This is a genomic window from Burkholderia sp. Bp8991, assembly GCF_003853795.1.
In the GTDB taxonomy this organism is placed as follows: Bacteria; Pseudomonadota; Gammaproteobacteria; order Burkholderiales; family Burkholderiaceae; genus Burkholderia.
Window position 1 is genome coordinate 177,702 of record NZ_QTQJ01000011.1, and the last position, 25,278, is coordinate 202,979.

The 25,278-nt window shown below is 66.2% G+C and carries 19 protein-coding genes and 1 pseudogene; 9 read left to right on the forward strand and 11 right to left on the reverse strand.

Annotation, left to right across the window (positions count from 1 at the left end):
- The first annotated feature begins 48 nt into the window (after positions 1–48).
- Positions 49–498 carry an N-acetyltransferase gene (locus DIE02_RS15535; protein WP_124529383.1) on the forward strand — a complete coding sequence of 150 codons (450 nt, stop codon included), beginning with the start codon at positions 49–51 and terminating at the stop codon, positions 496–498.
- Positions 499–629: 131 nt separating this feature from the next.
- On the opposite strand, the gene DIE02_RS15540 is transcribed toward DIE02_RS15535, so the two are convergent.
- The 4 genes from DIE02_RS15540 to DIE02_RS15555 all read right to left on the reverse strand — a co-directional run bounded on the left by DIE02_RS15540 (position 630) and on the right by DIE02_RS15555 (position 9,092).
- Positions 630–3,515 carry a beta-propeller fold lactonase family protein gene (locus tag DIE02_RS15540; protein ID WP_124529384.1) on the reverse strand — a complete coding sequence of 962 codons (2,886 nt, stop codon included), beginning with the start codon at positions 3,513–3,515 and terminating at the stop codon, positions 630–632.
- Between the two features lie 267 nt (positions 3,516–3,782).
- A complete protein-coding gene (locus tag DIE02_RS15545; RefSeq protein ID WP_124529386.1) occupies positions 3,783–5,717 on the reverse strand; it encodes an SMP-30/gluconolactonase/LRE family protein in 1,935 nt (644 codons plus the stop codon).
- Between the two features lie 455 nt (positions 5,718–6,172).
- Entirely contained in the window at positions 6,173–7,480 is a 1,308-nt protein-coding gene (locus tag DIE02_RS15550) for a dicarboxylate/amino acid:cation symporter (RefSeq protein WP_124520987.1), read from the reverse strand.
- Between the two features lie 406 nt (positions 7,481–7,886).
- Positions 7,887–9,092, reverse strand: a complete 1,206-nt coding sequence (locus DIE02_RS15555; protein WP_044847510.1) for an MFS transporter — start codon at positions 9,090–9,092, stop codon at positions 7,887–7,889.
- Positions 9,093–9,709: 617 nt separating this feature from the next.
- Here DIE02_RS15555 and DIE02_RS15560 point away from each other — a divergent pair.
- A complete protein-coding gene (locus DIE02_RS15560; protein ID WP_185702629.1) occupies positions 9,710–11,857 on the forward strand; it encodes a TonB-dependent siderophore receptor in 2,148 nt (715 codons plus the stop codon).
- 275 nt (positions 11,858–12,132) lie between these two features.
- On the opposite strand, the gene DIE02_RS15565 is transcribed toward DIE02_RS15560, so the two are convergent.
- Genes DIE02_RS15565 through DIE02_RS15575 form a run of 3 tightly spaced genes read right to left on the reverse strand, consistent with a single transcriptional unit; the run spans position 12,133 to position 13,879 of the window.
- Complete coding sequence (locus DIE02_RS15565) at positions 12,133–12,309, reverse strand: DUF1289 domain-containing protein (RefSeq protein ID WP_185500436.1); 177 nt, start codon at positions 12,307–12,309, stop codon at positions 12,133–12,135.
- A 5-nt stretch (positions 12,310–12,314) separates the two neighbouring features.
- Positions 12,315–13,595: a CDF family Co(II)/Ni(II) efflux transporter DmeF gene (gene dmeF, locus DIE02_RS15570; RefSeq protein WP_124529388.1), complete on the reverse strand. Its 1,281-nt coding sequence runs from the start codon at positions 13,593–13,595 to the stop codon at positions 12,315–12,317.
- Between the two features lie 11 nt (positions 13,596–13,606).
- Complete coding sequence (locus DIE02_RS15575; protein ID WP_044847515.1) at positions 13,607–13,879, reverse strand: metal/formaldehyde-sensitive transcriptional repressor; 273 nt, start codon at positions 13,877–13,879, stop codon at positions 13,607–13,609.
- 184 nt (positions 13,880–14,063) lie between these two features.
- Between DIE02_RS15575 and DIE02_RS15580 the strand changes: the two genes are divergently transcribed.
- The 5 genes from DIE02_RS15580 to DIE02_RS15600 all read left to right on the forward strand — a co-directional run bounded on the left by DIE02_RS15580 (position 14,064) and on the right by DIE02_RS15600 (position 19,131).
- The gene (locus DIE02_RS15580; protein ID WP_185702630.1) at positions 14,064–15,041 is read left to right on the forward strand and encodes a chromate resistance protein ChrB domain-containing protein; all 978 of its coding nucleotides are present in this window, start codon (positions 14,064–14,066) and stop codon (positions 15,039–15,041) included.
- Positions 15,038–16,216 carry a chromate transporter gene (locus DIE02_RS15585; RefSeq protein ID WP_044847517.1) on the forward strand — a complete coding sequence of 393 codons (1,179 nt, stop codon included), beginning with the start codon at positions 15,038–15,040 and terminating at the stop codon, positions 16,214–16,216. Before DIE02_RS15580 ends, DIE02_RS15585 begins: the two co-directional genes overlap by 4 nt.
- Before the next feature lie 66 nt (positions 16,217–16,282).
- Entirely contained in the window at positions 16,283–16,711 is a 429-nt protein-coding gene (locus DIE02_RS15590) for a chromate resistance protein ChrB domain-containing protein (RefSeq protein ID WP_044847518.1), read from the forward strand.
- A complete protein-coding gene (locus DIE02_RS15595; RefSeq protein WP_124529392.1) occupies positions 16,698–17,954 on the forward strand; it encodes an MFS transporter in 1,257 nt (418 codons plus the stop codon). Before DIE02_RS15590 ends, DIE02_RS15595 begins: the two co-directional genes overlap by 14 nt.
- A gap of 91 nt (positions 17,955–18,045) precedes the next feature.
- Complete coding sequence (locus DIE02_RS15600) at positions 18,046–19,131, forward strand: YncE family protein (RefSeq protein WP_124529394.1); 1,086 nt, start codon at positions 18,046–18,048, stop codon at positions 19,129–19,131.
- A gap of 267 nt (positions 19,132–19,398) precedes the next feature.
- Here the strand turns inward: DIE02_RS15600 and DIE02_RS15610 are convergent, their stop codons facing one another.
- Positions 19,399–21,480: a hypothetical protein gene (locus DIE02_RS15610; protein WP_124529396.1), complete on the reverse strand. Its 2,082-nt coding sequence runs from the start codon at positions 21,478–21,480 to the stop codon at positions 19,399–19,401.
- A gap of 239 nt (positions 21,481–21,719) precedes the next feature.
- Here DIE02_RS15610 and DIE02_RS15615 point away from each other — a divergent pair, with 239 nt between their 5' ends.
- On the forward strand, positions 21,720–22,838 hold the full coding sequence (locus tag DIE02_RS15615) for a helix-turn-helix transcriptional regulator (protein WP_124529398.1): 1,119 nt from the start codon (positions 21,720–21,722) through the stop codon (positions 22,836–22,838).
- Positions 22,839–23,352: 514 nt separating this feature from the next.
- Here DIE02_RS15615 and DIE02_RS15620 read toward each other — a convergent pair.
- Positions 23,353–23,481: pseudogene (locus DIE02_RS15620) on the reverse strand (IS256 family transposase); the annotation flags it as partial.
- 33 nt (positions 23,482–23,514) lie between these two features.
- Between DIE02_RS15620 and DIE02_RS36450 the strand changes: the two are divergent.
- Entirely contained in the window at positions 23,515–23,727 is a 213-nt protein-coding gene (locus DIE02_RS36450; RefSeq protein ID WP_409364366.1) for a LuxR C-terminal-related transcriptional regulator, read from the forward strand.
- Positions 23,728–23,968: 241 nt separating this feature from the next.
- Here DIE02_RS36450 and DIE02_RS15635 read toward each other — a convergent pair whose 3' ends face one another.
- Together DIE02_RS15635 and DIE02_RS15640 are read right to left on the reverse strand one after the other, a co-directional pair.
- The gene (locus DIE02_RS15635) at positions 23,969–24,772 is read right to left on the reverse strand and encodes a transglutaminase family protein (RefSeq protein WP_124520997.1); all 804 of its coding nucleotides are present in this window, start codon (positions 24,770–24,772) and stop codon (positions 23,969–23,971) included.
- Between the two features lie 8 nt (positions 24,773–24,780).
- On the reverse strand, positions 24,781–25,278 hold a 498-nt coding region (locus DIE02_RS15640; protein WP_148093143.1), incomplete at its 5' end, for an alpha-E domain-containing protein.

A 25,278-nucleotide genomic window follows, 5' to 3' on the forward strand; every position in this document is an offset into this window, starting at 1 on the left:
AATCATGCGCTGCATGCCATCGAACCCGCTCTCGAACGCGCTCCGACCATGCCCCCTGCGATCCGCCTGCGCCCGGCGTCTGCCGCCGACCTGCCGTTCCTGCTGAGGCTCCGCCGGCTCACGATGACCGAGCATCTGCAACGCGTCGGCGCACCCACCGACGACGCAGCGCACCACCAGCGCATCGCGACGCATTTCGACGATGCGATGATCGTCTGCGAAGGCACGAACGCCGATGCCGACTCGATCGGCTTGCTGAAGGTGACGCGCGCCGCCGGCGAATGGCACGTCCACCAGATCCAGATCCTCCCGTCGCGACAAGGCCGAGGCATCGGCGAAGCCGTGCTGCGCGAACTGCTGAGCGAAGCCGCGCGCGAGCCCGTGCCCGTATCGCTCAGCGTGCTGCACGGCAACCCGGCGCGGCGCCTCTACGAGCGGCTCGGGTTCTGGCTCCTGTCCGAAACGGACAGCAGCGCGAACCTGATATGGCATGCATGACGCCGCGCGGCCCGGCCGGCCGCACACGAGGCGCACCGAATGCCGCCGACGCAGCCCCCCGCCGCACACCTCGCAAAAAAACCGGGCCCTCCCGCCGGGAGGGCCCGCTTGCAGACCGTCCAGCCGGACGATCAGTCGTCGTCGCGGCTCGCCACCTTCTGCGTCACGCCCCTGAGCTTCGGATACGGCTGCGATCCCATCATGCCCTTCCACAACACGCGGTTGAACTGATCCGCCGGCACCTCGTCGGCATCGTCGAAGTCGAACTTCGCCGTCACCTTCGCCCAGTACGCCGCGTCATGCTTCGGCGTGACGTCCGGCCCGGCCGCGTAGTGCAGCAGGTTCTCGCCCGCCCCGTCGGCCAGGCGCAGCCCGGTGCCCTTCAGCGCCGTCGACGCGACGGCCGTGTAGGTCCACGACGCCGGGCCGTGCACGTCGAACACGTCGGTCATCGGCCGCTGGTACGCGGTATTCAGGTTCATGTGCTGCGTGCCGAGCACGTCCTCGATGGTGCGCAGCGCATTGACCTGGCTGTAGCGCGTCCGGATCACCGCGCCCTGCTTCACGTACGGCCCGACGATGTACGCGGGCCCGCGATGCGAATCCACGTGGTCGGGGCCGTCCTGCACGTCGTCCTCGGTCACGACGATCAGCGTGTCGTTCGCATACGGGCTCTTCGCGACGGCTTCGACCAGCCGGCCGACCGCCAGGTCGTTGTCCGCCTGCTGCGTCTCCGGCGTGTTCACGCCGGCGAGCGCCGTGCCGAACGCCCCCATGTGATCGTGCGACAGGCGCACCAGCGACAGCGTCGGCAGGTTGCCGCCCACGACGTACTGGTCGAACTCGCGTTTCCACTCGTTGAGGCGCCACTGGTCCGGATAGTTCTGGTCGAACCCGCGGAAATACACGTCCGTCATCGACGCGAGCCGCGGGTCGAGCGCCGCGGCCTGGACGACGCCGGCCGCGTGCGGATCGACGATCGGGTTCGCGGCCGTGCCGATGCTGCCGATGTTGTTCACGAGGAAACCGTAGTTGCGTACCGTGCCGCCGCCGGCCAGCACCGCGTCGAAGATGTAGCCGCGCTGGCGGCCGAACGGCGCATCGGACGACGCATGGTTGCCGATGCCCGGAAGCAGGTTCGCCGCGCCGCCCGGCAGGGTGGCGGCCGCGTTGCTGTAGTTCGTGGTGCCGGCAGGGCCGGCCGCCGCATCGCGCTGCTGCACCGTCTCCCAGTTCACCGGCACGTTGCGGTTCGTGCCCTCGCTCTCGTACGACAGGCCGCGATTGACCGCCGCGTAGTTGATCTGCTGGGTGATCGTCTCGGTGTTGGTGACGCGGCCCTGCAGCGCCCACGACCAGCCGTCCATGCTGCCGTCGCCCGGGTTCATGAAGTTGTCGAGCGTCACGAACTGGCTCGCCAGGCGATGGAAGTTCGGCGTGATGTTCCGGCCGAACTGGGCGAGCTTCGGATCGCCGTTGGCGCCGTTGCCGATGTCGCCGAGCACCTGGTCGAACGTGCGGTTTTCCTTCACGACGTAGATCACGTGCTTGATGTGGCGGCGCAGGAAGCCCATCACTTCGTTGTCCCTGTCGTTGTCTTCCGGGCGATAGAAGTTGTTGCGCGCGGCCTGCTGCGTCAGCGTCGGCAACTCGTGGGCCGCCGGCACCGGCGCGCTCACGAGCGACGCGCGCTCGAGCTGGAACTGGTATTCGTTCGACGCGCGCGACGCGGCGGCCTGCGCCGGCGTCGCGCCGAACAGGTGGCCCGGGTTCGGGCCGGTGGTGCTCTTGCCGTTCACCACGTACATCCACGTGCCGTCGGCGCTGAACGTCACGTCGTGCGGCTCGAACGCGGTCGGAATCAGGCCGGTGACGCGATACGCGCGCTCCCCGACGAGCGGGATCACGGCGATTTCGTTCGCGCCGGCATTGGTCGCATACAGCGTGCGGCCATCGCGCGACAGCGTGACCGCGTACGTCGCCGCGCCCGTGTGCGCCTGGCCGTGCGCCAGCACGCCGGCCGGCGCGCGCGCGTCAATCCGGGTCACGACCGCGTTGGTGTTCGTGTCGATCACCGCGACCTGGTCGGCGTTGTCCTGCGCGACGAACAGCCTCGATTGCGACGCGTCGAGCGTCATGCCGAGCGCATTGCCGTCCAGCTTGATGCGCTTGAGCAGGCGGCCGCGGGACGGCGACGACACGTCGATCGCGACGATCTCGCGATCGCGATCCGACGACACGTACGCGATGCCGTTGCCCTTCATCGCGACCGCGAACGGGAACGTGCCGCCGGCATCGCCGCTGCGGCCTTCGTTGCCGGAGAAGAACGGCCGCAGGTCGTGCTCGTAACGCACGTTGCGGGTCGCGGTATCGATCACGCTGATCGAGTCGTTGTAGTTGTTCGCGACGACGAGCGTCTTGCCGTCGGCCGACAGCGCGAGCCCGGCCGCGTTCGGCTGCACGCGGATGCCGACGCCCTTGCCGGCATGGCCGAGCGCGATCGTCGTCGACAGCGCCCACGCGCCGCCCTGCTGCGCGTAGACGTAGACCGCATCGTCGCTGCCGCCGGTCGCATAGAGCGTGCTCCCGTCATGCGAAAACGCCAGGCCGACGAACGCGTTGGTCTGCTGAAGCACCTGCCTGAGCACCGGGCGCGTCTTGTTCGTACCCGCGACGTCGTACAGGAAGATGAATTGCGTCGAGGCCGCGGTGTCGACCGAACCGTCCGGCTTGTACAGCGAGTTCTGGCCGGCGGTGATGATCGCCAGCGTCTTGCCGTCCGGGCTCAGTTGCGAGCGCACGGCTTCTCCCGCGACGAAATGCGGATAGGCCGGCAGTCCGGGATTCAGGAATTGCTGGACTGCGCCGCGCACGGCGAGCGGCGTGACGAACTGACCGCTCGGCACGCGGGCGGCATCGGCAGCGTCGAAACCGTCCGCATGCGCGTGCGACGCAAGCAACACGGCCGACATGACGGCTCCGAGTCGGAGCGCGCGCTTGACCTGGCTATTTTTCATAGGAATCCTCTGTACTGATGGGGCGATTACCGTCTGACGTGTCCGGCATGATCCTGGCGTTGTCTGCCCATGTCGCACGGCGGCGAGGGCCCTTGCCAGTCGATCGAGTGCATTGCGTCGACGATCGCCGACGTGCCGGCATTACATCGCCGCCCAATGTCAAGCGGATGACCGGCTCCGTTGCGGGCCGGCTTCTTACACATCGTTACAGCGAAGGCACTTCGATGACAGCCATCGCGGTGTCATCATGGCCGTGAGGCCTCGCCCTCAAGGCGTCCACCGGTAAACGGTGATGCTGTTTCCCTTCACGTTGTTCTTCGTCACCACGTACTCGCCGTTCGCACGACGGTATGCGCGCACGCTGTACATCGCATCGATCGCGCTGCTGGTATCCACGGTCGCCGGGCTCGCGTTGACGAGCGTCGTGTCGAGATTGCCGGTGTCGAGATTGAATGCGTCGATGTTCGGCCACAGCGGCCCGCTGCTGCTGAACCAGTAGCCGACGAACAGGTGGTTGCCGGCCGCATCGATCGACTTCGCGCCGCTGTGCGGCAGCGTGATCACCGGGTTCGGCTTCGTCGTGTTGCCCGCGCGCCAGCCGTGATACACCTCGATGCGCGTGCCGATCGACGTCCAGTCGGTACTGCCGACGACGCCCTGCGCGAGCACCATCGTGTCGCTGTCGGCGAGATAGACGATGCGCGTGAGCGGCTGGATGCTGGCCGGCACCGGCGTCGGCACGCCGGGCCCCCACGACGGCTTGCCGCTCGCATCGAAACCGGTCAGCGGATAGTGATAGATGGCGCCGGTCTTGTCGAGGCCGGCCCATACGCCGCCGTTGCTGTCGAGGCTGAAGCCGGCCGACACGCGCCGGGTCGTGTTGAACGCGGGCCCGGGGATCGATCCGTCCGGAATCGCGACGTAGCCGCTGGCCGCGTTGAAGTGGAAGAAATAATAGACCGGCGGATTCTGCCCCGCCGCGACGAGGATCCGGTTCGCGCCGACCGACGTCAGCAGCCCGAAGTGCTCGTCGCGCTGCGTGTCGCCCATATTGATGCGCGGGTCCGACGGATACGTGAACGGATCGACGGTGTTCGCGACGAAGGCGCCGCCCGCGGTGCCGCCGTACACGTGCGTGCCGCTGTAGAACAGTGCGCCGTCGGTGACCGGGTCCGGCGCGGCGATGCCTTCGAAGTTCAGCGACTGCAGCGTCCACCGCAGGCTGCCGGTGCTGCCGTACGCGTGAATGTCGGTCGCGCCGTTGCGGCCGAGATCCCAGCTGCCGCCCCACGGGTTGTTGAGCACGTACAGGTTGCCGGCCGTGTCCTTGCCGATGCCGGCCACGCGGGTGAAGCGCTGCGCGCCGACTTGCCCCTTGGTGCCCGTCGTCGTGTCGAGATAGCCGCCGCGCACGCCGAACGTGCCGGCCAGCGCGGGCCGGCCCGCGACGGTATAGCGCTTGATGTTCATGTCGGGGCCTTCGTCGCCGACCATCAGCTGCCCCGTCGCCGCATCGAAACAGAGCGCAGACGGCTGCGACCCGGCGGCCAGCCGGATCGTGTTCAGCAGCGCACCGGCCGGGCTGAATTCGACGACCGCGCCCGCGCTCTTCTGCGCGACCCAGACGTTGCCCGCACCGTCGACGGCGAGCGCGCCCGGCGCCGATACGCCGATGTCGCGCTGCCACACGCCGTCGGTCGTAAACACCCGCACGCGATTGCCGTAGAAGTCGCTCGCATAGAGCAGCGAGCCGGCCGTGGCGAGCCCGGTGACGACGTCGATGCGCGGCTGGTCGGTCGCCGCCGTGACCTGAATCAGCTTGTCGCGGAACCGCGTCGCGCGGTTGTAGCGCCCGACCGCGCCGCTGCCGTACCCGTTGCCGGGCTGCAGCGCGACGAACAGCGACGTCGCGTTGCCCGTGATCGCGCTGCCCTGGAATTCCGAGTGCGTGCCGATCGAGCCGGCGCTCTTGCCGTTCTGGTAGATCGCGACGCCGCCCTCGTCCTCGTCCCACATCGACGCGGTGTAGATCACGCCTTCGGGCGCGACCCACATCGAACGCGCGACGTTGCCGACGTGCGCGGCGAGCGTGCCGTAGGTGTTCGCCAGCCAGTCGGTGGTGTTGGCCGCGTATCCGGCCGGCGCAATCGTGGCGATCGCGGCGGCGAGCAGCACGGTCTGAATCGGTTTTCCGGCGACCATGGCTGATGCTCTCCTGAATGGTGGAATCATTCACATGAGGGGGCGGCCGGATGATTTGAAATCGGCAGTGCGTAAATACTGCCGCTTAAATCATCCGGTGCAGTCGGTATTACATCGCGCGCGCATTCGATAATCGGCTGCAGCGAGAATAGCGTTATATAAATCGAAAAAAATTGCGGACCGCTGGCGCAGACGGCGCGCGCGATTGCGCGAGAGTGAATGACCACTTACGCGCGTACCTTGATATCGAGGAAATCCGGCGTTCGCCGACGGGAATATCACCGCGGGTCGGAATGCGGCGTATCGGGAATGGGAAGGTTTTTCGGCGGATCGGGAAAATCGCCGGAGGCAGGTAAAGGAACAACTGCCGGCGGGTATTGCCGGCAGATGTTGCACCGGCCTGTATCCAGGTCGAATCCAGGCCGGTGCAGATCATTTCATTTGAAACGGGGAAATCACGCGGACGTCGCCGTCTCCTGCACTTCCGCCTGAGTGATCTCGCCGCCGCCGTCCGGATCCGTGTCGTCGCGCGAATCGCCGAGCTGGCCTTCCCACTTCGCGACCACCGCAGCCGCGATCGAGTTGCCGACCGCGTTGGTCGCCGAGCGCCCCATGTCGAGGAACATGTCGACGCCCATGATCAGCAGCAGTCCGGCTTCCGGCAGATGGAACTGGCCGAGCGTCGCCGCGATCACGACCAGCGATGCGCGCGGCACGCCCGCCATCCCCTTCGACGTCACCATCAGCATCAACAGCATCGTGATCTGCGTGCCGAGCGGCAGGTCGATCCCGTACACCTGCGAGATGAACAACACCGCGAACGTGCAGTACATCATCGAGCCGTCGAGGTTGAACGAGTACCCGATCGGCAGCACGAAGCTCGAGATCCTGCGATTCACGCCGAACCGGTCGAGCGCATCGAGCAGCTTCGGATACGCGGCCTCGGAGCTCGCCGTCGCGAACGACAGCAGGAACGGCTCGCGGATCAGGCGGATCAGCGTGAACGCGCGCTTGCCGAGGAACGCCACGCCGGCGAGCGTCAGCACGCCCCACAGCAGCGCCAGCGCCAGGTAGAAGCTCGCCATGAACTTCGCGAACGTGAGCAGGATGCCGAGCCCCTCCGTCGTGATCGTCGACGCCAGCGCCGCGAACACCGCGACCGGCGCGAACCACATCACCGCGCCCGTCACCTTGAGCATGACCTGCGCGAGATCGTCGATCACGCCGGTCAGGCGCTTGCCGGCGTCGCCGAGCGCGGACAGCGCGGTGCCGAAGAAGATCGAGAACACGACGATCTGCAGGATCTCGTTGTTCGCCATCGCCTCGGCGATCGATTTCGGCACCAGGTGGACGACGAAATCCTTCAGCGTGAATGCGCCCGTCTTCAGGTTGAGCGCCGCATCGGCGGCCGGCAGCGGCAGGCTCAGGTGGCTGCCCGGCTTCAGGATCGTCGCGGTGATCAGGCCGAGCAGCAGCGACGTGAACGACGCGATGAAGAACCAGCCGAACGCCTTCACGCCGACGCGGCCGACCGACCCGCTGTCGCCCATCTGCGCGATGCCGACGGTCAGCGTCGCGAACACCAGCGGCGCGATGATCATCTTGATCAGGCGCAGGAACACGTCGGACAGCAGCGACACGTAGCCGGCGACTTCCCTGGCCATTTTCGGGTCGGGAAACGCGCTATGACAGGCGTAGCCCACGGCAATGCCAAGCACCATCGCGATGACGATGTACTTGGTGATGTTGTGCTTCTTCTTCATTAGCAATCCAAATTACAGAACGGGTGTTTCCAACGGCAGGTCGATCGCCGGCATTGAAACGGGGATGGAATTCCGCGAGCGCGGTGCGCGCCGTTTTCGAATGCCGGAGCCCGTCCGTGGGCATGGCCACGGCGAACAGGGGAGGCATTCTATCGCAAACGCCGGACAATCTTTCAAATCTGAAAGCTAAGGGCGGAATGCGACGCGCGGAACTAGGCGGAGTGGGCCTTCGCCGGTCTGGGGCTTCGGGCTTCGGGCTTCGGGCTTCGGGCTTCGGGCTTCGGGCTTCGGGCTTCGGGCTTCGGGCTTCGGGCTTCAGGCTTCAGGCTTCAGGCTTCGGGCACCTGCGCGCCCGCCCGTCAGTTCGGCCTTGCGCGAGGCGTCGGCGAGCCCGCGGCGTGACGCATCACGCCGGCGACGTGCCGGGTCGCGGCATGAACCGGCACAGGCACAGCGGCACCACGACCAGCGCCGCACCGGCGAGAAACGTGGCCGACGCGCCGAACCGCGCCCACAGCGCGCCGGCGATGCTGCTCGCGAGCAGCATGCAGATCCCGCTCACCAGGTTGAACACGCCGAACGCGGTCCCGCGCAGCGTGGCCGGCGAGGTTTCCGACACCATCGCGGCGAGGATGCCCTGCGTGAAGCCCATGTGCAGCCCCCACACGGCCACGCCGGCGAACATCGAGAGCGTCGACGTGCCGATGCCGAGCAGCAGGTCGGCCGCGATCAGCAGCACCATGCCGGCCGCGAGCAGTACGCGGCGATCGAGCCGGTCCGACAAAATGCCGACCGGCCAGGCGGACGCCGAATAAGCGACGCTCATCGCGACCATCACGCCCGGAATCCACGCCGCATCGAGCCCAGTCTGCTGCGCACGCAGCACCAGGAATGCCTCGCTGAAGCGCGCGAGCGTAAACGTCGCGCCGGCCGCGACGACGAACCAGTAACCGCGGGGAAACTCGCGCAGCGCGTTCCAGCGCAACGGCGAGCGAAAGCGCCGGTCCGGTTTCGACTGCTCCGGCTCACGTACGCCGAAGACGATCAATGCGATCGCGACGAACGCCGGCACCACGGCGAACCACAGCACGGTCCGGATGCGGTCCTCGAACCAGAGCATCAGCACGATCGCGAGCATCGGCCCGAGAAACGCGCCCACGGTATCCATCGACTGACGCAGGCCGAAGCAGGCGCCGCGGATTTCGGGCGGTGCGACGTCGGCCACCAGCGCGTCGCGCGGCGCGCCGCGAATTCCCTTGCCGACGCGGTCGAGCAGACGGGCCGTCACGACCACGGCCGGCGTGGACGCCAGCGGAAACAATGGCTTGGTCAGCGCCGCGAGGCCATAGCCGATCAGCAGCAGCCCCTTGCGACGCCCGAGCCAGTCGCTGATCGCGCCGGAGAACACCTTGACGATCATCGCCGTCGCTTCGGCCGCCCCTTCGAGCACGCCGAGCGCGGCGACGCTCATGCCCATCGTCGACACCAGATAGATCGGCAACAGCGCATGGATCAGTTCGGACGACAGGTCCATGAAGAGGCTCACGAGACCCAGGGCCCACACGGTCCGTGGAATCGCAGGCTTGCCGGCAATCGGGGTTGGAGCGCTCATGATCGACCTGCATCAAGGTTGCGGGCGGTGCGACTTCCCACGGGGTTCCCTGTCCCGACAGGACAGGCGCGCCGCGGCGCGGGAACACGTCAGCGCCGGTAATCGGCACACCGCGCGGCAGGACTCGCGTGACTGTGCCGATTGCCCGGCCGTCCGCCACCTCGACACGCGCCGCGGCCGCTGCCCTTCCGTCAGGCCGCGCACGCCGGCAGTATCCGACCGCTTCGTGACACCGACCGTGACGAGATGCCACGGCCGCCGGAAGATTTCAGGATACAGCGCGCCATGCCAGACCGGCACGCACGCCGCGCCGCCGGTCACCACCTCGTAGTCGGATCGACAGACTCGCAACACCGAACGGTTCGATGACCGTGCCGGATCGATCCCGACGAACCTCCCCGCGCGACGCGCCCCGCTGGCGCTTCACTCGCCGTCATTGCCTGGCCGCACGCCGTGCGCGTCCGGATCCGGCACGAACGCATCCTTCGGCGTCAGCAAACATCAGACAAAAACAAGAATCCCGGTTATCGCGCAACACTTGTTGACCCTTACTTCCTTTCAAATGATAATGCGTCGCGTTTCGAGATTACGAATCATTACACATGGCAGGTTGGGAAATGAAACACGTGTTGCACCCGGCGCGACGGGCCATTCTGGCCGCCATCGCATGCCAGCCGATCATGGTCGGCGCGGCCTTCGCACAGGAAAACGCAAGTGCGCCGACCGGCACGGCCACCGACGTGTTGCCGGCCGTATCGGTGAGCGCCAGCGCGCTCCGCGATCCGGGCGAAGGCTACAACCCGACGAACGCGGTCAGCGCCACCAGGATCGACGCGCCGCTGCGCGATATCCCGCAGACGGTGAACGTGGTCACGGCCGAAGTGATGCGCGACCAGCATGCGAACTCGCTGCAGGACGTGCTGAAGAACGTCGCGGGCGTCGGGTTCTCGACCGGCGATGGCCAGCGCGACCAGGTCACCATTCGCGGCTTCTCCGCGATTGCCGACCAGTTCGTCGACGGCATTCGCGACGATGCCCTGTATTTCCGGGATCTCTCGAACGTCGACCGGGTGGAAGTGGTCAAGGGCCCGGCTGCCGTTCTTTACGGCCGCGGATCGTCAGGTGGACTGATCAATCGCGTGACGAAAAAACCCGGGATCGACGTGACCAACTTCGGGATCAGCTACGGTTCGTGGGCCGATCGCCGAGTTGAAGCCGACGTCGGGCGCGTCCTCGCGAACGGCGCGGCCGCCTTCCGGATCACCGGGGCACACGAGGAAGCGAAGAGCTATCGCTCGCAACAGTTCCTGAATCGCACGGCGGTCGCGCCGTCGTTCGAGTTTCGCATCGCGCCGAAGACGACGGTCCTGCTGCAGGCGGACTACCTCGAAGATCGTCGCGTGACGGACTTCGGCATTCCGGCCTATCACGGACGACCGGTCGACGTGCCGGCATCCGCGTATTACGGCGCGGCGAACGCCGGCGACGTGGACTATACGCGATCGCGGGTCTATTCGAGTACCGCGACGATCAAGCACGAGTTCAACGACCAATGGTCGATCCGGAACGCCACCCGCTACTATCACTACTCGCTCGACCGGAACAACACGCTGGTCGGCAGCGTCAACGAGGCGGCCCGGACGTTCACGCTGAATCACGGCAACGTCTATCGCGAGGAACACGGCTGGTTCAACCAGACCGATCTCACGCAGAAGGCCACGCTGTTCGGCATGAAGCACGAGTTGCTGTACGGGATGGAATTCGGCCAGCAGAACAAGGATCTCGTCAGCTACTCGGCGCCCGTCACCGGCGCGAACGGCAAGCCGATGAATTTCGACCTGTTCGCGCCAGCCCTTCCGACGCTGCCGCTGCACACGTCGACCACGCCGACGGCCAATAACCTCGGCATCTTCAAGACCCTCGGGTTCTACACGCAGGACCTGATCAGCTTCAACGAGCAGTGGAAGGCGCTGCTCGGCATCCGCTACGATCGCTTCGAGCAGGAGACGCTCGACCGCCGTCCGAAGCAGCCGGGCCTGTCGCGCACCGATACGGCGTGGAGCCCGCGCGTGGGTCTCGTCTGGCAGCCCACCCGAACGCAGTCGTACTACGTGTCGTGGAGCCGCTCGTTCCAGCCTTCCGGCGAAGCGTTCTCGCTGGCGGCCAACAATGCCGAACTCGCTCCGGAAACCACGACCAACACCGAGATCGGCGCGAAGTACGACTGGCTCGGCGGCAAGGCCACCACGACGATCTCGGTGTTCCGGCTCGACCGCAGCAACATCAAGGTCGCCAATGCAAGCAACACGGCGCTGATTCCGATCGGCGAGCAGCGGACCGACGGCGTGGAACTCAGCGGGGCTGCAGAACTCGGCCACGGCTGGCGCGTGCTCGCGGGCTATGCCTACCTCGATGCCACCGTCACCCAGTCGACGGCCGCGTTGCAGGGCAAGCGCGCCACCCTGACCCCGCGCCACTCCGGCAACCTGTGGCTCACCAAGAATCTCGGCAGCGGCTTCGGCGTTGGCGGCGGCCTGAACCTCGTCGGCGCGCGCATGGCCGATCCGCAGAACACGGTGACGCTGCCGGGTTACGTGACGGCCGACATGATGGCCTGGTATGCGCACGGGCCGATGTCGCTCCAGTTGAACCTCTACAACCTGTTCAACAAGGGCTACATCGTGTCGGCCCACGGCTCGAACCCGAACCTCAACATGCCGGGGGCGCCGCGCAGCGTCATGGCGACGTTGCGATACGAGATGTAGAAGCGGCGCAGTCCCGACGAGGCGTGCCGGGCGGATCGACGACCGTCTCCGACCGCCGCCTCGGCAATACCGGATCACGAGCGTCCTGATCCGCGTGACGGCACGCGGACGGCGTACATCGTCCGGCAAACGCGTTCGTCGGGAATGCACCGGCGTGGCGGGACCGGTTGATGCAAGCGACGCGGTCGGCACGCGCATCGCCCCGATCCTTCGTCCCGTCCGCCGCGCGTTCGATCTGCTGCAGCCGTACGCGCGACTTCGCGCATACCTCGACTTCAAGCCCGCGTCAGCTTCGCATGCCGCCGCGCGCGGTCGTTCACGATCTGATGGCGCCGGTGATCCGTCATCTTCTTCCAGTCGCGCGCTTCGTCGCGCGTTCGCAGGCATGCCACGCAATAGCCGGTGCGACCGTCGAACGAACACACGTCGACGCAAGGGGACTTGACCGCCATGCTCATCACCCTCGCGTCGCGGGCACGACTTCGACGGTCACGTGCGACAGGTTCCTGAACCGCTGCAGCACGCCGTGATAGAAGCGCGCATCGCGCTTCGGATCGTCCGTCACCACCGACACGACCGCGCTCATGTGTCCCGGCCCGAGCCGCCACACATGCAGGTCGCCGACCCGGTCGCCCGTGCCTTCGATCGCACCGCGCACGTTGTCCGTCAGGCGGCGATCCGAATTCATGTCGAGCAGGATCCCGCCCGTATCGCGCAGCAGGCCGTACGACCAGTTCGCGATCACCAGCGCGCCGATGATGCCGGCCAGCGGATCCATCCAGACCCAGCCGAACGCCCGCGCGAGCAGCAGCCCGACGATCGTCAGGACGGAGACGGCCGCGTCGGCGATCACGTGGATGTACGCGGAGCGCATGTTGTGATCGCGCGCCGCCGCCGCGGACGTGCCGTGGTCGTGCTCCTCGAACGCCAGTTCGTGCTCGCGGCCGTTCAGCCGGACGATCGCGTTGAATTCATGCGGCTCGGGAATGGCTTCGGTCGACTCCAGATAGCCGCCGCGACTTTGCATCGCGAACGCCTGACGGCTGCCGTCCGGGCGGATCGTCGTCACCGACACCGCGCTCGCATCGACGAGCTTCGTCTCGTGCGTCGCAGGCGCGACGCGGAACACCGGCGGGACGCCTTCCTCGAACACCGACACGACGAATACGCCCTGCCGATCGAAGATCTGGCGCGCTTCCGCTTCGTGGTCGTGCGCGTGATCGTCGTGATCGTCATGACCATGCCCGTGATGATGACCATGACCGTGGCCATGATGGTCGCCGCTCAGCAGCCACACGCTCGCGATGTTGACGAGCAAGCCGGCAACCGCGATCGGAATCGCCTCGCCGAAATGAATCGGGACCGGTGCGAGCAGGCGTGCGACCGCCTCGTACCCGATCAGCAGCGCGATCATCGCGAGCACGATCGCGCTCGTGAAACCCGCGAGATCGCCGAGCTTGCCCGTGCCGAACACGAAGCGCGGGTCGCGCGCATGCTTGCGCGCATAGGTATAGGCGAGCGCAGCGATCAGCATCGCGCCCGCGTGCGTCGACATGTGCAGGCCGTCCGCGATCAGTGCCAGCGAACCGAACAGTGACCCGCCGACGATCTCCGCCACCATCATCGCCGCGCACAGCGCGATGACCATCCAGGTCCGGCGTTCGTTCTGCTCGTGCGCGGCGCCGAGAAAGATGTGGTCGTGCCCTGCGCCGAATGCGTCGTTGCTGAAGCTGTTCATTCCGCCTCCGGTTACTTGAAGTAGCTGTGCACGACTTCGATCAGCTGTTCGGTCGCGCTGCCTTCGTCGTCGTGACCTTCGGCGTCGACCAGATGGCTGCGGATGTGATCCTCGAGCACGACCGCGAGCAGGCCGTTCATTGCGCCGCGACCGCTCGTGATGAGGCGGAGGATTTCGTTGCAACCGCGCTCGTCCTCGAGCGCGCGTTCGATCGCTTCGACCTGCCCTTTGATCCGGCGGACACGGTTCAGCAGCTTCTGCTTTTCCTGGATGGTGTGGCTCATGGTGGTCCCTTCATATACCGGGGGGGACTATATATCAAATCGCGTTTCCATATAGGGGGAGGGGGTATTTTCCGGAAAAACCAGACGAATGACGCGCGCCTCGCACGCCGCCCGGCCGCCAGTCACCGCAGCAGCCGCCAAAGTTAACTTGTAGAACCCGTAACGCATGAGTAGCATTTGCTACATGAATTCACTCACGACATGGTCGCTCCTCGTGCTGACCCTTCCCACGCAGAACGCGACGGCTCGCATGCGGTTCTGGCGCGCGCTCAAGGCAAAAGGCTGCGCGGTGCTGCGCGACGGCGTCTACCTGCTGCCCCACTCGGAAGCGCATGAACGGATGCTGCGCGAGCTCGCGGACGCGATTGCCGACAGCGGCGGCAGCGCTCACCTGTTGCGCGCGCCGAGTCTCGATGCGTCGCAGGAGCGGGAATTCCGCGCGCTCTTCGATCGCGGGGAAGACGACGCCGCCTTTATCCAGGCCCTTGCGGACGCCCGCAAGACCCTCGCCGGACAGTCGGCCTCCGAACTGACGCGCTTGCTGCGCCGCATGCGCAAGGATTTCGACGCCATCCGTGCGATCGACTATTTCCCGGGCGACTCGGCCACCCGCGCCGAAGTCGCGCTGCAGGATTTCGTCGCGCTGGTCGACACCGTGCTGTCGCCGGGCGAACCGCACGCCGCGGACCGCGCGATCCGGCCGCTGGCGATCGGCGAATTTCAGGGCCGCACCTGGGCGACGCGGCAGCGGATGTGGGTCGATCGCGTCGCCAGTGCCTGGCTGATCCGCCGCTTCATCGACGCACGCGCCCGCTTCGTCTGGCTCGCGTCGCCGGCGGATTGCCCGGCCGACGCGCTGGGCTTCGATTTCGACGGCGCGACGTTTACGCATGTCGGCGAGCGCGTGACGTTCGAGGTGCTGCTGGCGAGTTTCGGGCTCGACAACGACCCCGCGCTGATGCGGCTCGGCGACATCGTGCATGCGCTCGACGTGGGCGGCCCCGCGGCGCCCGAAGCGATCGGCTTCGAGGCCGTGATGGCCGGCACGCGCCAGCAGGCAGAGAACGACGACCGGTTGCTCGAGCAGATGGGCGCCGTGCTCGACGCCCTGTACGCACACTTCACGTCGAACGGCAAAAACCAAACCGCGGCCAGATCATGACCACCTCCATCGCCACCACCGAACCGACCTACTCACTTGGCCAGCTGGTCGCCTACATGCTGCGTCTCGGCACGTTCGGCTTCGGCGGGCCGGTCGCGCTCGCAGGCTACATGCGTCGCGACCTGGTCGAGCGTCGCGGCTGGATCACGGAAGCCGACTACAAGGAAGGGCTCACGCTGGCCCAGCTCGCACCGGGGCCGATGGCGGCCCAGCTCGCGATCTATCTGGGCTTCGTGCACTACCGCCTGCTCGGTGCGACGCTCGTCGGCTTCGCGTTCGTGCTGCCGTCGTTCCTGATGGTGGTTGCGCTCGGCTTCGCGTACTCACATTTCGGCGGGCTGTCCTGGATGCAGGCCGTCTTCTACGGCGTCGGCGCCGCGGTGGTCGGCATCATCGCGATGAGCGCCTACAAGCTCACGACGAAAACCGTCGGCCACGACAAGCTGCTCTGGGCGATCTTCGTCACGCTTGCCGCCGTGACCTTCATCACGGAATCGGAAATCGCGTGGCTGTTCGTGGTCGCGGGCCTGGTCGGCTGGCTGTGGCGTGCGCCGCCCAAGTGGCTGCAGCGCGGCGGGCTGAACGCGGTTGCCGCCGCCAACCTGCCGGCAGCCAGCGGCATATTGAGCGGCATCGACCTGCCGCAGCTCGTTCAGATCGGCGCGTTCTTCATGAAGGCCGGCGCGTTCGTGTTCGGCTCCGGGCTGGCGATCGTGCCGTTCCTTTATGGCGGCGTCGTCACCGAACATCACTGGCTGAACGACAAGCAGTTCGTGGATGCCGTGGCGGTCGCGATGATCACGCCCGGCCCGGTCGTGATCACGGTCGGCTTCATCGGGTATCTCGTGGCGGGCTTCCCGGGCGCACTCGTCGCCGCACTCGGCACGTTCCTGCCTTGCTATCTGTTCACGGTCATCCCCGCACCTTACGTGAAGAAGTACGGGCACCGTCCGGGCGTCAAGGCGTTCGTCGACGGCATCACCGCCGCAGCCGTCGGGGCGATCACCGGCTCCGTCCTCGTCATCGCGAAACGCTCGATCGTCGACCTGCCGACCGCGCTGCTCGCGGTCGCGACCGTGCTGCTGTTGTGGCGTTTCAAGAAGTTGCAGGAGCCGGTCGTCGTCACGGCTGCCGCGCTCGTCGGGCTCGTGGCCTACCCGCTGCTCCATCATTGAGCCGCATTGCCGGGAGGCGGCCGTGACGCATCGGACGACGTTCGTCCGCCATACAGGAGGCGTGCCGTGAAATGGATTACGCGCGAACGGCCGAAGGTCGACCGCATCGCATGTCCGTGGCTGATTGCGCGGTTCATCGACGATGCGCCGGAATTTCTCTACGTCCCGGGTCCGGACGTCCTGCGACTGGCGGACGAAACGGGCGCGGTGCCCTACGACGTGCCGGGCGTCGAGCTTGGCCACCATGGTGAACGCTGCAGCTTCGATGCGTTTCTCGACCGCTACCGGCTCGACGCCCCGGCGCTGCTCAAGCTCGCCGCGATCGTGCGCGGCGCCGATACCGGACGGCTCGATCTCGCGCCGGAATCGGCCGGGCTGTACGCGATCTCGATCGGCCTGTCCGGACACTTCGCCGACGATCACGAGCAACTGCGGCACGGCATGGTGATGTACGACGCGCTCTACGCGTGGTGCCGGCGTGATGCACGTCCCTAGCAGCCGCCGCGCGTCGACGCTCGCCAGCCGGATGCTGCCGGCGGGCGCGGACAAGGCCGCATGGCTGATCCTCGCCAGCCGCGGCATGCGCGGTTTCTGCGATGGATTCATTGCCGTGCTCCTGCCCGCGTATCTGCTGTCGCTCGGGCTGTCGCAACTGGATGTCGGCCTGATCGGTACCACGACGTTGACGGGTTCCGCCATCGCGACGATCGCGGTCGGCATGCTCGCGAGCCGCTTCACGCAGCGCCGCATGCTGACGCTCGCGGCGGCATTGATGGCGGCGACGGGCATCGGCTTCGCGAGCGTCTCCACATGGTGGCCGCTGTTCGTCATCGCCTTCGCCGGCACGCTCAATCCGAGTTCCGGCGACGTCAGCCTGTTTCTGCCGCTCGAACAGTCGCGCCTGGCGCAAGCCGCCGACGGCGACGCTCGCACGGCGCTGTTCGCCCGCTACAGCCTCGTCGGCGCCGTATCGGCAGCGCTCGGATCCCTCGCGGCCGGCCTGCCGATCGCGGTTGCGTCACATACCGGAATCTCGACGCTGGGCGCGATGCGCGGCATGTTTCTGGTCTATGCGGCCACCGGTGTCGTCGTCTGCATGCTGTATCGGCGGCTGCCGCGCCAGGCAGTTCGCGCGGCGCAGGCAGCGCCGCCGCTCGGCCCGTCACGCCCGATCGTCGTGCGGCTGGCGATGCTGTTCAGCGTCGACGCATTCGCGGGCGGTCTCGTCGTCAACTCACTGCTGTCGCTGTGGTTGATGCAGCGCTTCGGGCTCTCGATCGCGGCTGCCGGCCAGTTCTTCTTCTGGGCGGGCCTGCTCTCGGCCGGCTCGCAGCTCGCGGCCGCGCCGCTGTCGCGCAGGATCGGCCTGCTGAACACGATGGTGTTCACGCATATTCCGTCGAGCGTCTGCCTGATCGGCGCCGCGCTCGCGCCGTCGTTGCCGCTGACGTTGACACTGTTGCTGATGCGAAGCGCGCTGTCGCAAATGGATGTCCCGACCCGAACCGCCTATGTGATGGCGGTCGTCACGCCGGCGGAGCGACCGGCAGCGGCCAGCTTTACATCCGTCCCGCGCAGCCTCGCGGCCGCTGTCGCGCCGACCTTGGCCGGCGGCCTGTTCGGCCTCGGCTGGCTCGGTGCGCCGCTGGTCGCATGCGGCGCGCTGAAGATCGCGTACGACCTTTCGCTGCTCGCAGCGTTTCGCCACGTCGAACCGGACGACGGCCGGGCACGGTAATCGCGGCCACCGTCGAACAGCGAACGAGCGGGGAACCATGCAAAGCGATGCCGCCGCGCCAATGCGGTGGCGGCCGTCGCGGGAGGCAATCATGAAGGATCCTGGACGCTGGCGCTACGGCCTGCCGCTGCTCGTCGCGCTATTAGGCGGGCTCGGCACGTCGGGCCTGCCGATTCACCGGGTCTTCGCCGCGGGCGAAGGCGCCTCGACCGGCGCCCTGCCGCTGAAGCATGTCGCGGACATCGCGTTGCCGGGCCGCGCGACACGACTCGACTACGCAAGCCTGGACCCGAGCCGCAACCTGCTCTTCATCGCTCACCTCGGCGACGGCGAAGTGATCGCTTTCGATACGCATGCATCGCGCGTGACCGCCCGGATCGCGGACGTATCGTCGGTACATGGCGTGCTTGCCGTGCCGGCGCTGTCGCGCATCTACGCGTCTGCGACCGGCTCCGACGAGATCGTCGCGATCGACGCCGCGACGCTGAAAATCGTCGCGCGCATGCCGGGCGGGCATTATCCCGACGGCATGGCCTATGCGGCCGACCTGCACAAGCTGTACGTATCCGACGAATACGGAAAAACGGAGACGGTCATCGATGTCCGCAGCAACCGGCGCGTCGCGACGATCCCGCTCGACGGCGAGGCCGGCAACACGCAGTACGACCCGGTTTCCCGACACATCTTCGTGAACGTTCAGACGCGGCGCCAGCTCGTCGAAATCGATCCGGCGACGGACCGTGTCGTCGACCGGTTCGACTTGCCGGGTGCGAAAGGCAATCACGGGTTGCTGATCGAGCCGCGCGCCGGCCTCGCCTTCATCGCGTGCGAGGACAACGACGCGCTCCTCGTCTTCGATATGCGCGCACGGCGCATCGTCCGCACGTTCGACCTCGGCGACGGCCCGGATGTGCTGGCGTTCGATTCGGCGTCGGACGTGCTCTATGTTGCGGGTGAAGCCGGCATCGTTTCGATGTTCAGCGTCCGGGGCCGGAGCGTTGCCAAGATCGGCGAAGGCCGGCTCGGGCCGAACGCGCACGTCGTCGCTGTCGATCCGGGCACGCATCGCTCGTATTTCCCGCTGAAGGATGTCGGCGGCCGGCCGGTGCTGCGCGTGATGGAAGCCGCGAGCGCTGCAAAGCCGGCCGGCCCGGTGCCGCCCGGTGCAGGAACGTAACGGGCGAGCATGATCGGCGGCATCCGTCGTCACGCAGTATCTCGTCCGGTTCGATTTGACACGATCGGCAGCCTGTCGGTTGTCGGCGCTGCCGCCGCGCGTCAGGCCGAACCGATTCTCGCCGGCACGCCGCCCACGATCCGGTCGCGGCGTTCTCCGTCGAACGAAAACACGTCGCGCTCGGCCAGGTCGATCGTTGCCCGCCGACGGGACGACGAATCGCCCCGCCGGCCATGCGCTCGCCTGACGCATTCACCCGGCTGCCTGTTACCGGTCGTACTCGAAGGCCTCGGTGAAGAGCGTGTCGACCGGGTCGGACCAGCTCAAGTTCACGAACGAGAAGTCCGCGCTGCCCGTCCAGCCGGCCACCGACGGGAACGCGACGCCCTGGTCGCCCGGCACGTTGAGCGTGACCGAGGCGCCCGGCTGGACCGGCGACGCCGATGCCGAACCGTTGACGAACGTCGCCGCCGGCTGCCCGGCCGCGGTTGCGCGAATCTGCACGTTGCCGCGTTTGACGAACGGCAGACCCGATTTCGACGTCCAGCCCAGCGGGAAGGTCGCGCCGCCCGCGAACGTGTTGGCGGAGCCCGGCGTCAGCTTGTCGCGCGTGGACTGCGCCAGATCGTGCCACGCGTACTGGCGCAGCGCGTCGGGCGACGGCGACGGCGTACGCAGCCGGACCGTGTAGTGCCGGGCCGGCGTCGACGTGTTGCCGTTCTGGTAGATGTCGATCGTATAGGCGCTGAACGGCTTGATGTCGGCCAGCTCCGCGGTGCTCAGTTGCGGCTTCGCCCATGCGGTATTGTTGCGCGGCGCGTCCCCGGGCCACGTGAACAGGCCCTGGTTGGCCGGATCCTGCGCGACGCCGGCCAGACGGAAGTTGTTGCGGCACTGCGGGTTCTTCGCCAGTGCGGCGAGCTGCGCCGGCGTCTGCCCGCTTGCGATCTGCGCGCGGATGTTCAGCGTGTCGCAGGTCCCGCTCGACGGCTGGAGAAACACGCCGTTGCGCAAGCCGGGGCCGTTGACGATCGCGAAGTCCACCGCGGTGCCGGCCGCGTCGACGGCACCCACCTGCAGGTTGAGCGAATCGACGAACGCGTTGGTCCCCGTCGACGGATTGGCCGGATTCAGCCAGTCCCACTTCTGTGCGTTCGCATTGACCTTGCTCAGCACCGCGCGCTGATTGCCGACCACGCGCCAGCCGGTATCGCCGTTCGCGAGACTGCCCGCCCGCACCGCGAGCTGTACATGCTGCTGCATGCCGTCGCGAATCCCGTCGCTGCGCGTCCACGCGAGCTTGACCCACATCGTGTCGCTGGCAACGACGCGGATGACTTCCGGCAAGCTGAAGCTCGCGTTGTTCATCGCATCGTCGGCCACGATGCCCGGCGTGCCGCCTGCCGGCGCGCCGAACTCCTGGTCGACCGACATCCCGTTGTTGAGGTACGCGGAAGGCACGCCTGCATTCAGCGCGCCGGACGCGACGTCGTCGACGAAGATCCGGCCGCATGCCGATACGCTGCCGCCCGTGCGCGCAGCGCCGGTCGAACCGGCGAAGCACTGGTTGAGCGCGCTCTGCAATGCCGCCAGATCGCTGGCGCTCGGCAGGTTCGACACCACCGCGCCATTGATGGTCGCGGCGGCCGGCAGGCTGGCCTTGTCGCTCGCCTGCGGCGCGACGCCGGGCGCGAGCTGAAGCTGCACCGGCGTATCGCTGGACGCGCCCGCCACCGAGCTGATCTGGACGCCACCGTCGGGCAGGACGTTGATCTTGACCTGGTCGAGCAGCCGGTCGAGACCCGGCGCGCCCGCCGTCAACGGGCCGGAGATCAGGTCGACGCCCGCATTGCCTGTGGCGGCCAGCAGGTCGGCCAGCGCCGACGAATAGGCCTGCACCGTGCTGGCGACGGCCTGGGCCGTGACCTTGCTTTGCAGCAAACCGGTGTCGGCCAGCAGCTTGGTCGGGTTGTCGCCGACGATCGTGGCGGCGATCGCGTTCGTGATCGGCGTGATGTTGATCGTCTGCGTGCCGGCCGTGGCGCTGAGTGCGATCAGCGTGGCCTGCGAGTCGGCGACGTTGCCGTACGCGGACAACGCGAAAGGCGCGGTCAGGCCGGTCACCGTGCATTGAAACGCGCCGGTCGACGCATCGGCCGGGCAGTCGACCGCTTTGCCGGTCGCATCGACCAGTTTCACGGTGGCGGCCTGCATCGCGGCGCCGGCGGCCGCGACCCCGCTGACCGTCTGCGCGGCGGGCGGTGCGGGTGGCGAGGAGGAATCGCTGCCGCCGCCACAAGCCGACAGGACAAGCACTGCAATACCGGATACGACAGGTGTGAGTTTCATTGCGTTTCCCCCGAGCCCCTTCTGGTTGATGCGTGTCACATACATTGCGCGTGCACGCTGAATGGCGAGGATTCTCGCAAAGACGATTTTCTCGATCATCATTCAGGTGGATGAAAATCGGGAAATAACAGGGCATGAAATGCAAATAACCTGTGTTAGCCTGAAAAAAATTCGGTATTCGAAGCAATATCGTCAGACAAAATCAGAATACGAAGATCGCGAAGCGACGGGGTGAACACATGCAACGAGACCAACTCATCGGGGACCTCTATGAGGCCGCGCTGCATCCGGACGGTTTTCTGGAAGTTTTTCACCGGGTATCCGAATCGCTCGGCGCAGACGTATTTCACATGTTCAGTTGGGACGTCGCGCGCAATGCCCCGAAATTCTCGATCTATTCGCCGCGCGCGGAATTCGACGAGATCATCGCGCTCTACGATCAGTATTACGGCGCGCTCGATCCGCGCCGCGGCTTCGTCGAGAACGCACCGCTCGGCGAATTCGTTTGTTGTCAGGATCACCTGACCGAGCGCGACGTCGAACGCAGCGAGTTCTTCCAGGACTATCAGATTCCGTCTGGATTTCGCTACCTGATGGGGATTCGCTTCGCGCGCCCCGGCAGCGACAACATTCTGCTCGGGTTACTGCGCGCGCACGGCCGCACACCCTATTCTTCAGAAGAACGCGCGACCCTGACCGGTATGGCCGGGCATCTGCAGCGCTCGATCAACCTGTGGCAAGACGCGCGAGTGCTGCATCGCGACGCCACGCTCGGCGCCGAACTGATGGAGGAGCTGGGCCTCGCCGTCTTTGCGCTCGACCGGCACGCGCGCGTCCAGTTCGTCAACCAGGCGGCCGAGTCGATGCTGCGCGCCACCACCTGCCTCAAGCTCGAGAACGGGCACCTGAGCGCGACGAGCGCGCCCCAAAACGAGGCGCTCAAGGCGGCGTTGGCGCGCGTCGCGAAGACCCGCAAGAGCGAGAGTCTTGCCCTGTCCGGCACGTTGGCCGCGGCGCACGAGATTTTTCTCGGCATCGCGGCATTGTCCGGACAGGCGCTCCATGCCACGTTCGGCGATGCGACGATACTGATCACGGTCAGGCGACGCAGCGGCGCCCCGCTCGTCGTCGCACAACAGCTGCGGCAATCGTTCGGCTTGTCGAGCGCCGAAGCCGCGGTCGCGGAAGCGTTGATCAGCGGCAAGACGCCCGACGAATGTGCGGCGAGTGCCGGCGTGTCGCTTGCGACGGTTCGCAGCCAGTTGCGTGCGATCTATGAAAAGACCCACTCGCGGAATCAGGCTGAAGCGGTCGGTCGGATGCTGTGGGTCCTCCCGCAACACAAGCGCGCGGATTGATACGTCGAAAACGGCGAGCGAGGCAGCGGTCAAAACGCCTTGGCATTTTTTAAGCTTGTCGGTGGAGGACGTACGCGTTCCTCGAGCAGGATCTTGGCTGAACCCGATGAGAATTCGTCGGAACTCGGTGGTGCTGCTCAATCATTGGCGGCTATACGATGGACGCGATACTTCCTCGTCCCATGCAATTTGCATGGTTCGTTAGCCCCGGCAAGTTTCACGGCCATTGTCGGGGCCTTTTTTGATTTCAGTTCCTGTCCCATTCGCTCGCCGACGCGGCCATGCCGACCTCCGATCGGCTGTCGCGACGCGCGACGGCGAGATGGCTGGTGTGCACACTCGCTGCACACATGCCGGCCATATTCCCGGTGTTTCAGGGCCGCTCCAATTACCCCAATGGCGTCCGTCCCAGCAGGACGGCGAACAGATGAGCGCTCGGCCACGGCCAGCACGGCGGCCGGGCTGATTTGGTATGGGAGGTATCCGGAATTTCGTGTGTGAGGCGGGTTAAAACTCAGACTCCGATGCTGAGTCGTTCCGGGCAAAGCAATGCAAGCTGCGGCATCACGCTTCTCCAGGCGTGCCGGGAGCCTGTCCACTTGGCAACGACGTTGCGCAAGGCCAATCGGATCGGCACGAGCGCGTGCCGACATTTGCGCCTGCGGCGGATCCAGGCGTGGTGCGCGAGGCTGAGGGGGCGGACAGCACGTCTGGCGCACGGCTGGATCGGCCCGCGACTCACCATCGAACCGATGGAGCGCTGGCGGCGCCATGGCATGGCGTCGAACGGACCGTGAAATTTCACCTCGTCAATGCAATGCGCAAATTGAATTCGGCCAACAAGACCGAGGCCGCGGTCAAGGCGGCAATGCTGGGGCTCTTGTTCTGACGTCATTTGCTTCGTCGCTCGCTCGCTGAATAGCGAAGCAGCGCGTTGGTCCTGCTCACTGGGGCAAGGCGCGTCACAACCGGTAGCCGACGCCAGGCGTTCGAGAATGTCGAGACCCTTGTCTAGCGCGCGAGCGCGATAGCAGTCGATAGCATCGATCGAATCCGGCAAGTCGCAGCCCGATAGCAGGCTGCGGGGCGTTTGCGTCATCGGGCGAGTACTGAAATTTCCGTCGATCGACTCAGCGAGCCGACAGTGTGACCGCAATCTCGGCGGTCAGCGTTTCAGCGCCCGAGTTCGACTGGATGCAGGTGACCGGCGCGGCGCCGCAAGCGTCGATGCCAGTCGCCAGTTTCACGTAGTGTTCGTCGGGACAGAGATTGTTCGCCGGATCGAAGCCGATCCAACCGAGATGGTCGACGTAGACTTCAGCCCACGCATGATCGATTGCCTGGATTCCGTCGTCGCCTATCAGATAGCCGGAAGTGAAGCGCGCGGGAATGCCGAGCCGACGCGCCACCGCGATGAATACATGAGCATGATCGCGACAGGTCCCGTGGGAACTGATCCACGCAGCTTCTGCATCGGTGGCGTCGTCGCAATTCTCCGGCCCGGGTGCGAGACGATCGTGCACGATGTCCATCAACTCGTGTAGTTGCAGAAGACGGTTTTGCGTGCTCTTCAGGGCGGAGGCAAGCTCCATCAGCGAGTCTCCGGGACGCGTGAGAGGCGACTCGCGCAGGAACAGCCACGGATTCGTACGATCGTCTGCAGTGCCGATCACACCATCCTTGTTGTGCGTCGTCACTTCGCCGCGTGAAACGATGACGATCTCCTTGTGATCGTTTGAGTGACACACAAGGTCGACATGGTTGCCAAATCCGTCGATGTACGACAATGCCGGCTGCATGTCGTTTGCAAGCAATTCCCAGTGCCCGACCGTCTGACCGGGATTCGACGACGGTCGCAGTCGAAGGCGCCGCAATGCCAGCTGCAACGGCTCGTCGACGGTATAACGCAGGGTATGGGTGATCCCGATATGCATTGCAGTGCTCAATCGAAGTTGTAGGCCTGGGCGATTTCGAGCCCCAGTCGCTGGTTGCGCCGAATGAAGCCGGTCAGGAACTCGTGCAGGCCGTTCTTGAAGACTCGTTCGATCGTACTGTCGGAAAGCATCGTGAGCGTCTGTGCGGCGGTGCCGTGGCACGCGTGAGCGATGCCATGTTCTTTCACGAGCAAGTTGAGACTCGACATGACGCGTCCGTAGCAATAGCGCAGCGAGCGCGGCATGCGGCCGTTCAGGACCAGGTAGTCCGCGATGTTCAGCGGCTTGTACTGCACACCGTACACCCATCGATACGAGTTGTTTGCCTCGACCGACCGCAGGATCGATTCCCAGTGGTTGGTATCGAGGATCGTGCCCACGTGCGACACCGACGGCAGCAGCAGGTGGTATTTCACGTCGAGGATCCGTGCGGTGTTGTCGGCCCGCTCGACGAACGCGCCGATCTGCGCGAAATCGAAGATCTCGTTGCGCAGCATCGTGCTGTA

What these genes read in the sequence shown, in the direction of transcription:
- DIE02_RS15575 (WP_044847515.1), bottom strand. Translation starts at nt 13,879, where the DNA reads ATGAGCCACACCATCCAGGAAAAGCAGAAGCTGCTGAACCGTGTCCGC.
- DIE02_RS15565 (WP_185500436.1), bottom strand. Translation starts at nt 12,309, where the DNA reads ATGGCGGTCAAGTCCCCTTGCGTCGACGTGTGTTCGTTCGACGGTCGC.
- DIE02_RS15560 (WP_185702629.1), top strand. Translation starts at nt 9,710, where the DNA reads ATGAAACACGTGTTGCACCCGGCGCGACGGGCCATTCTGGCCGCCATC.
- DIE02_RS15615 (WP_124529398.1), top strand. Translation starts at nt 21,720, where the DNA reads ATGCAACGAGACCAACTCATCGGGGACCTCTATGAGGCCGCGCTGCAT.
- DIE02_RS15540 (WP_124529384.1), bottom strand. Translation starts at nt 3,515, where the DNA reads ATGAAAAATAGCCAGGTCAAGCGCGCGCTCCGACTCGGAGCCGTCATG.
- DIE02_RS15595 (WP_124529392.1), top strand. Translation starts at nt 16,698, where the DNA reads ATGCACGTCCCTAGCAGCCGCCGCGCGTCGACGCTCGCCAGCCGGATG.
- DIE02_RS15545 (WP_124529386.1), bottom strand. Translation starts at nt 5,717, where the DNA reads ATGGTCGCCGGAAAACCGATTCAGACCGTGCTGCTCGCCGCCGCGATC.
- DIE02_RS15550 (WP_124520987.1), bottom strand. Translation starts at nt 7,480, where the DNA reads ATGAAGAAGAAGCACAACATCACCAAGTACATCGTCATCGCGATGGTG.
- DIE02_RS15600 (WP_124529394.1), top strand. Translation starts at nt 18,046, where the DNA reads ATGAAGGATCCTGGACGCTGGCGCTACGGCCTGCCGCTGCTCGTCGCG.
- DIE02_RS15580 (WP_185702630.1), top strand. Translation starts at nt 14,064, where the DNA reads ATGAATTCACTCACGACATGGTCGCTCCTCGTGCTGACCCTTCCCACG.
- DIE02_RS15555 (WP_044847510.1), bottom strand. Translation starts at nt 9,092, where the DNA reads ATGAGCGCTCCAACCCCGATTGCCGGCAAGCCTGCGATTCCACGGACC.
- DIE02_RS15610 (WP_124529396.1), bottom strand. Translation starts at nt 21,480, where the DNA reads ATGAAACTCACACCTGTCGTATCCGGTATTGCAGTGCTTGTCCTGTCG.
- DIE02_RS15585 (WP_044847517.1), top strand. Translation starts at nt 15,038, where the DNA reads ATGACCACCTCCATCGCCACCACCGAACCGACCTACTCACTTGGCCAG.
- dmeF (WP_124529388.1), bottom strand. Translation starts at nt 13,595, where the DNA reads ATGAACAGCTTCAGCAACGACGCATTCGGCGCAGGGCACGACCACATC.
- DIE02_RS15535 (WP_124529383.1), top strand. Translation starts at nt 49, where the DNA reads ATGCCCCCTGCGATCCGCCTGCGCCCGGCGTCTGCCGCCGACCTGCCG.
- DIE02_RS15635 (WP_124520997.1), bottom strand. Translation starts at nt 24,772, where the DNA reads ATGCATATCGGGATCACCCATACCCTGCGTTATACCGTCGACGAGCCG.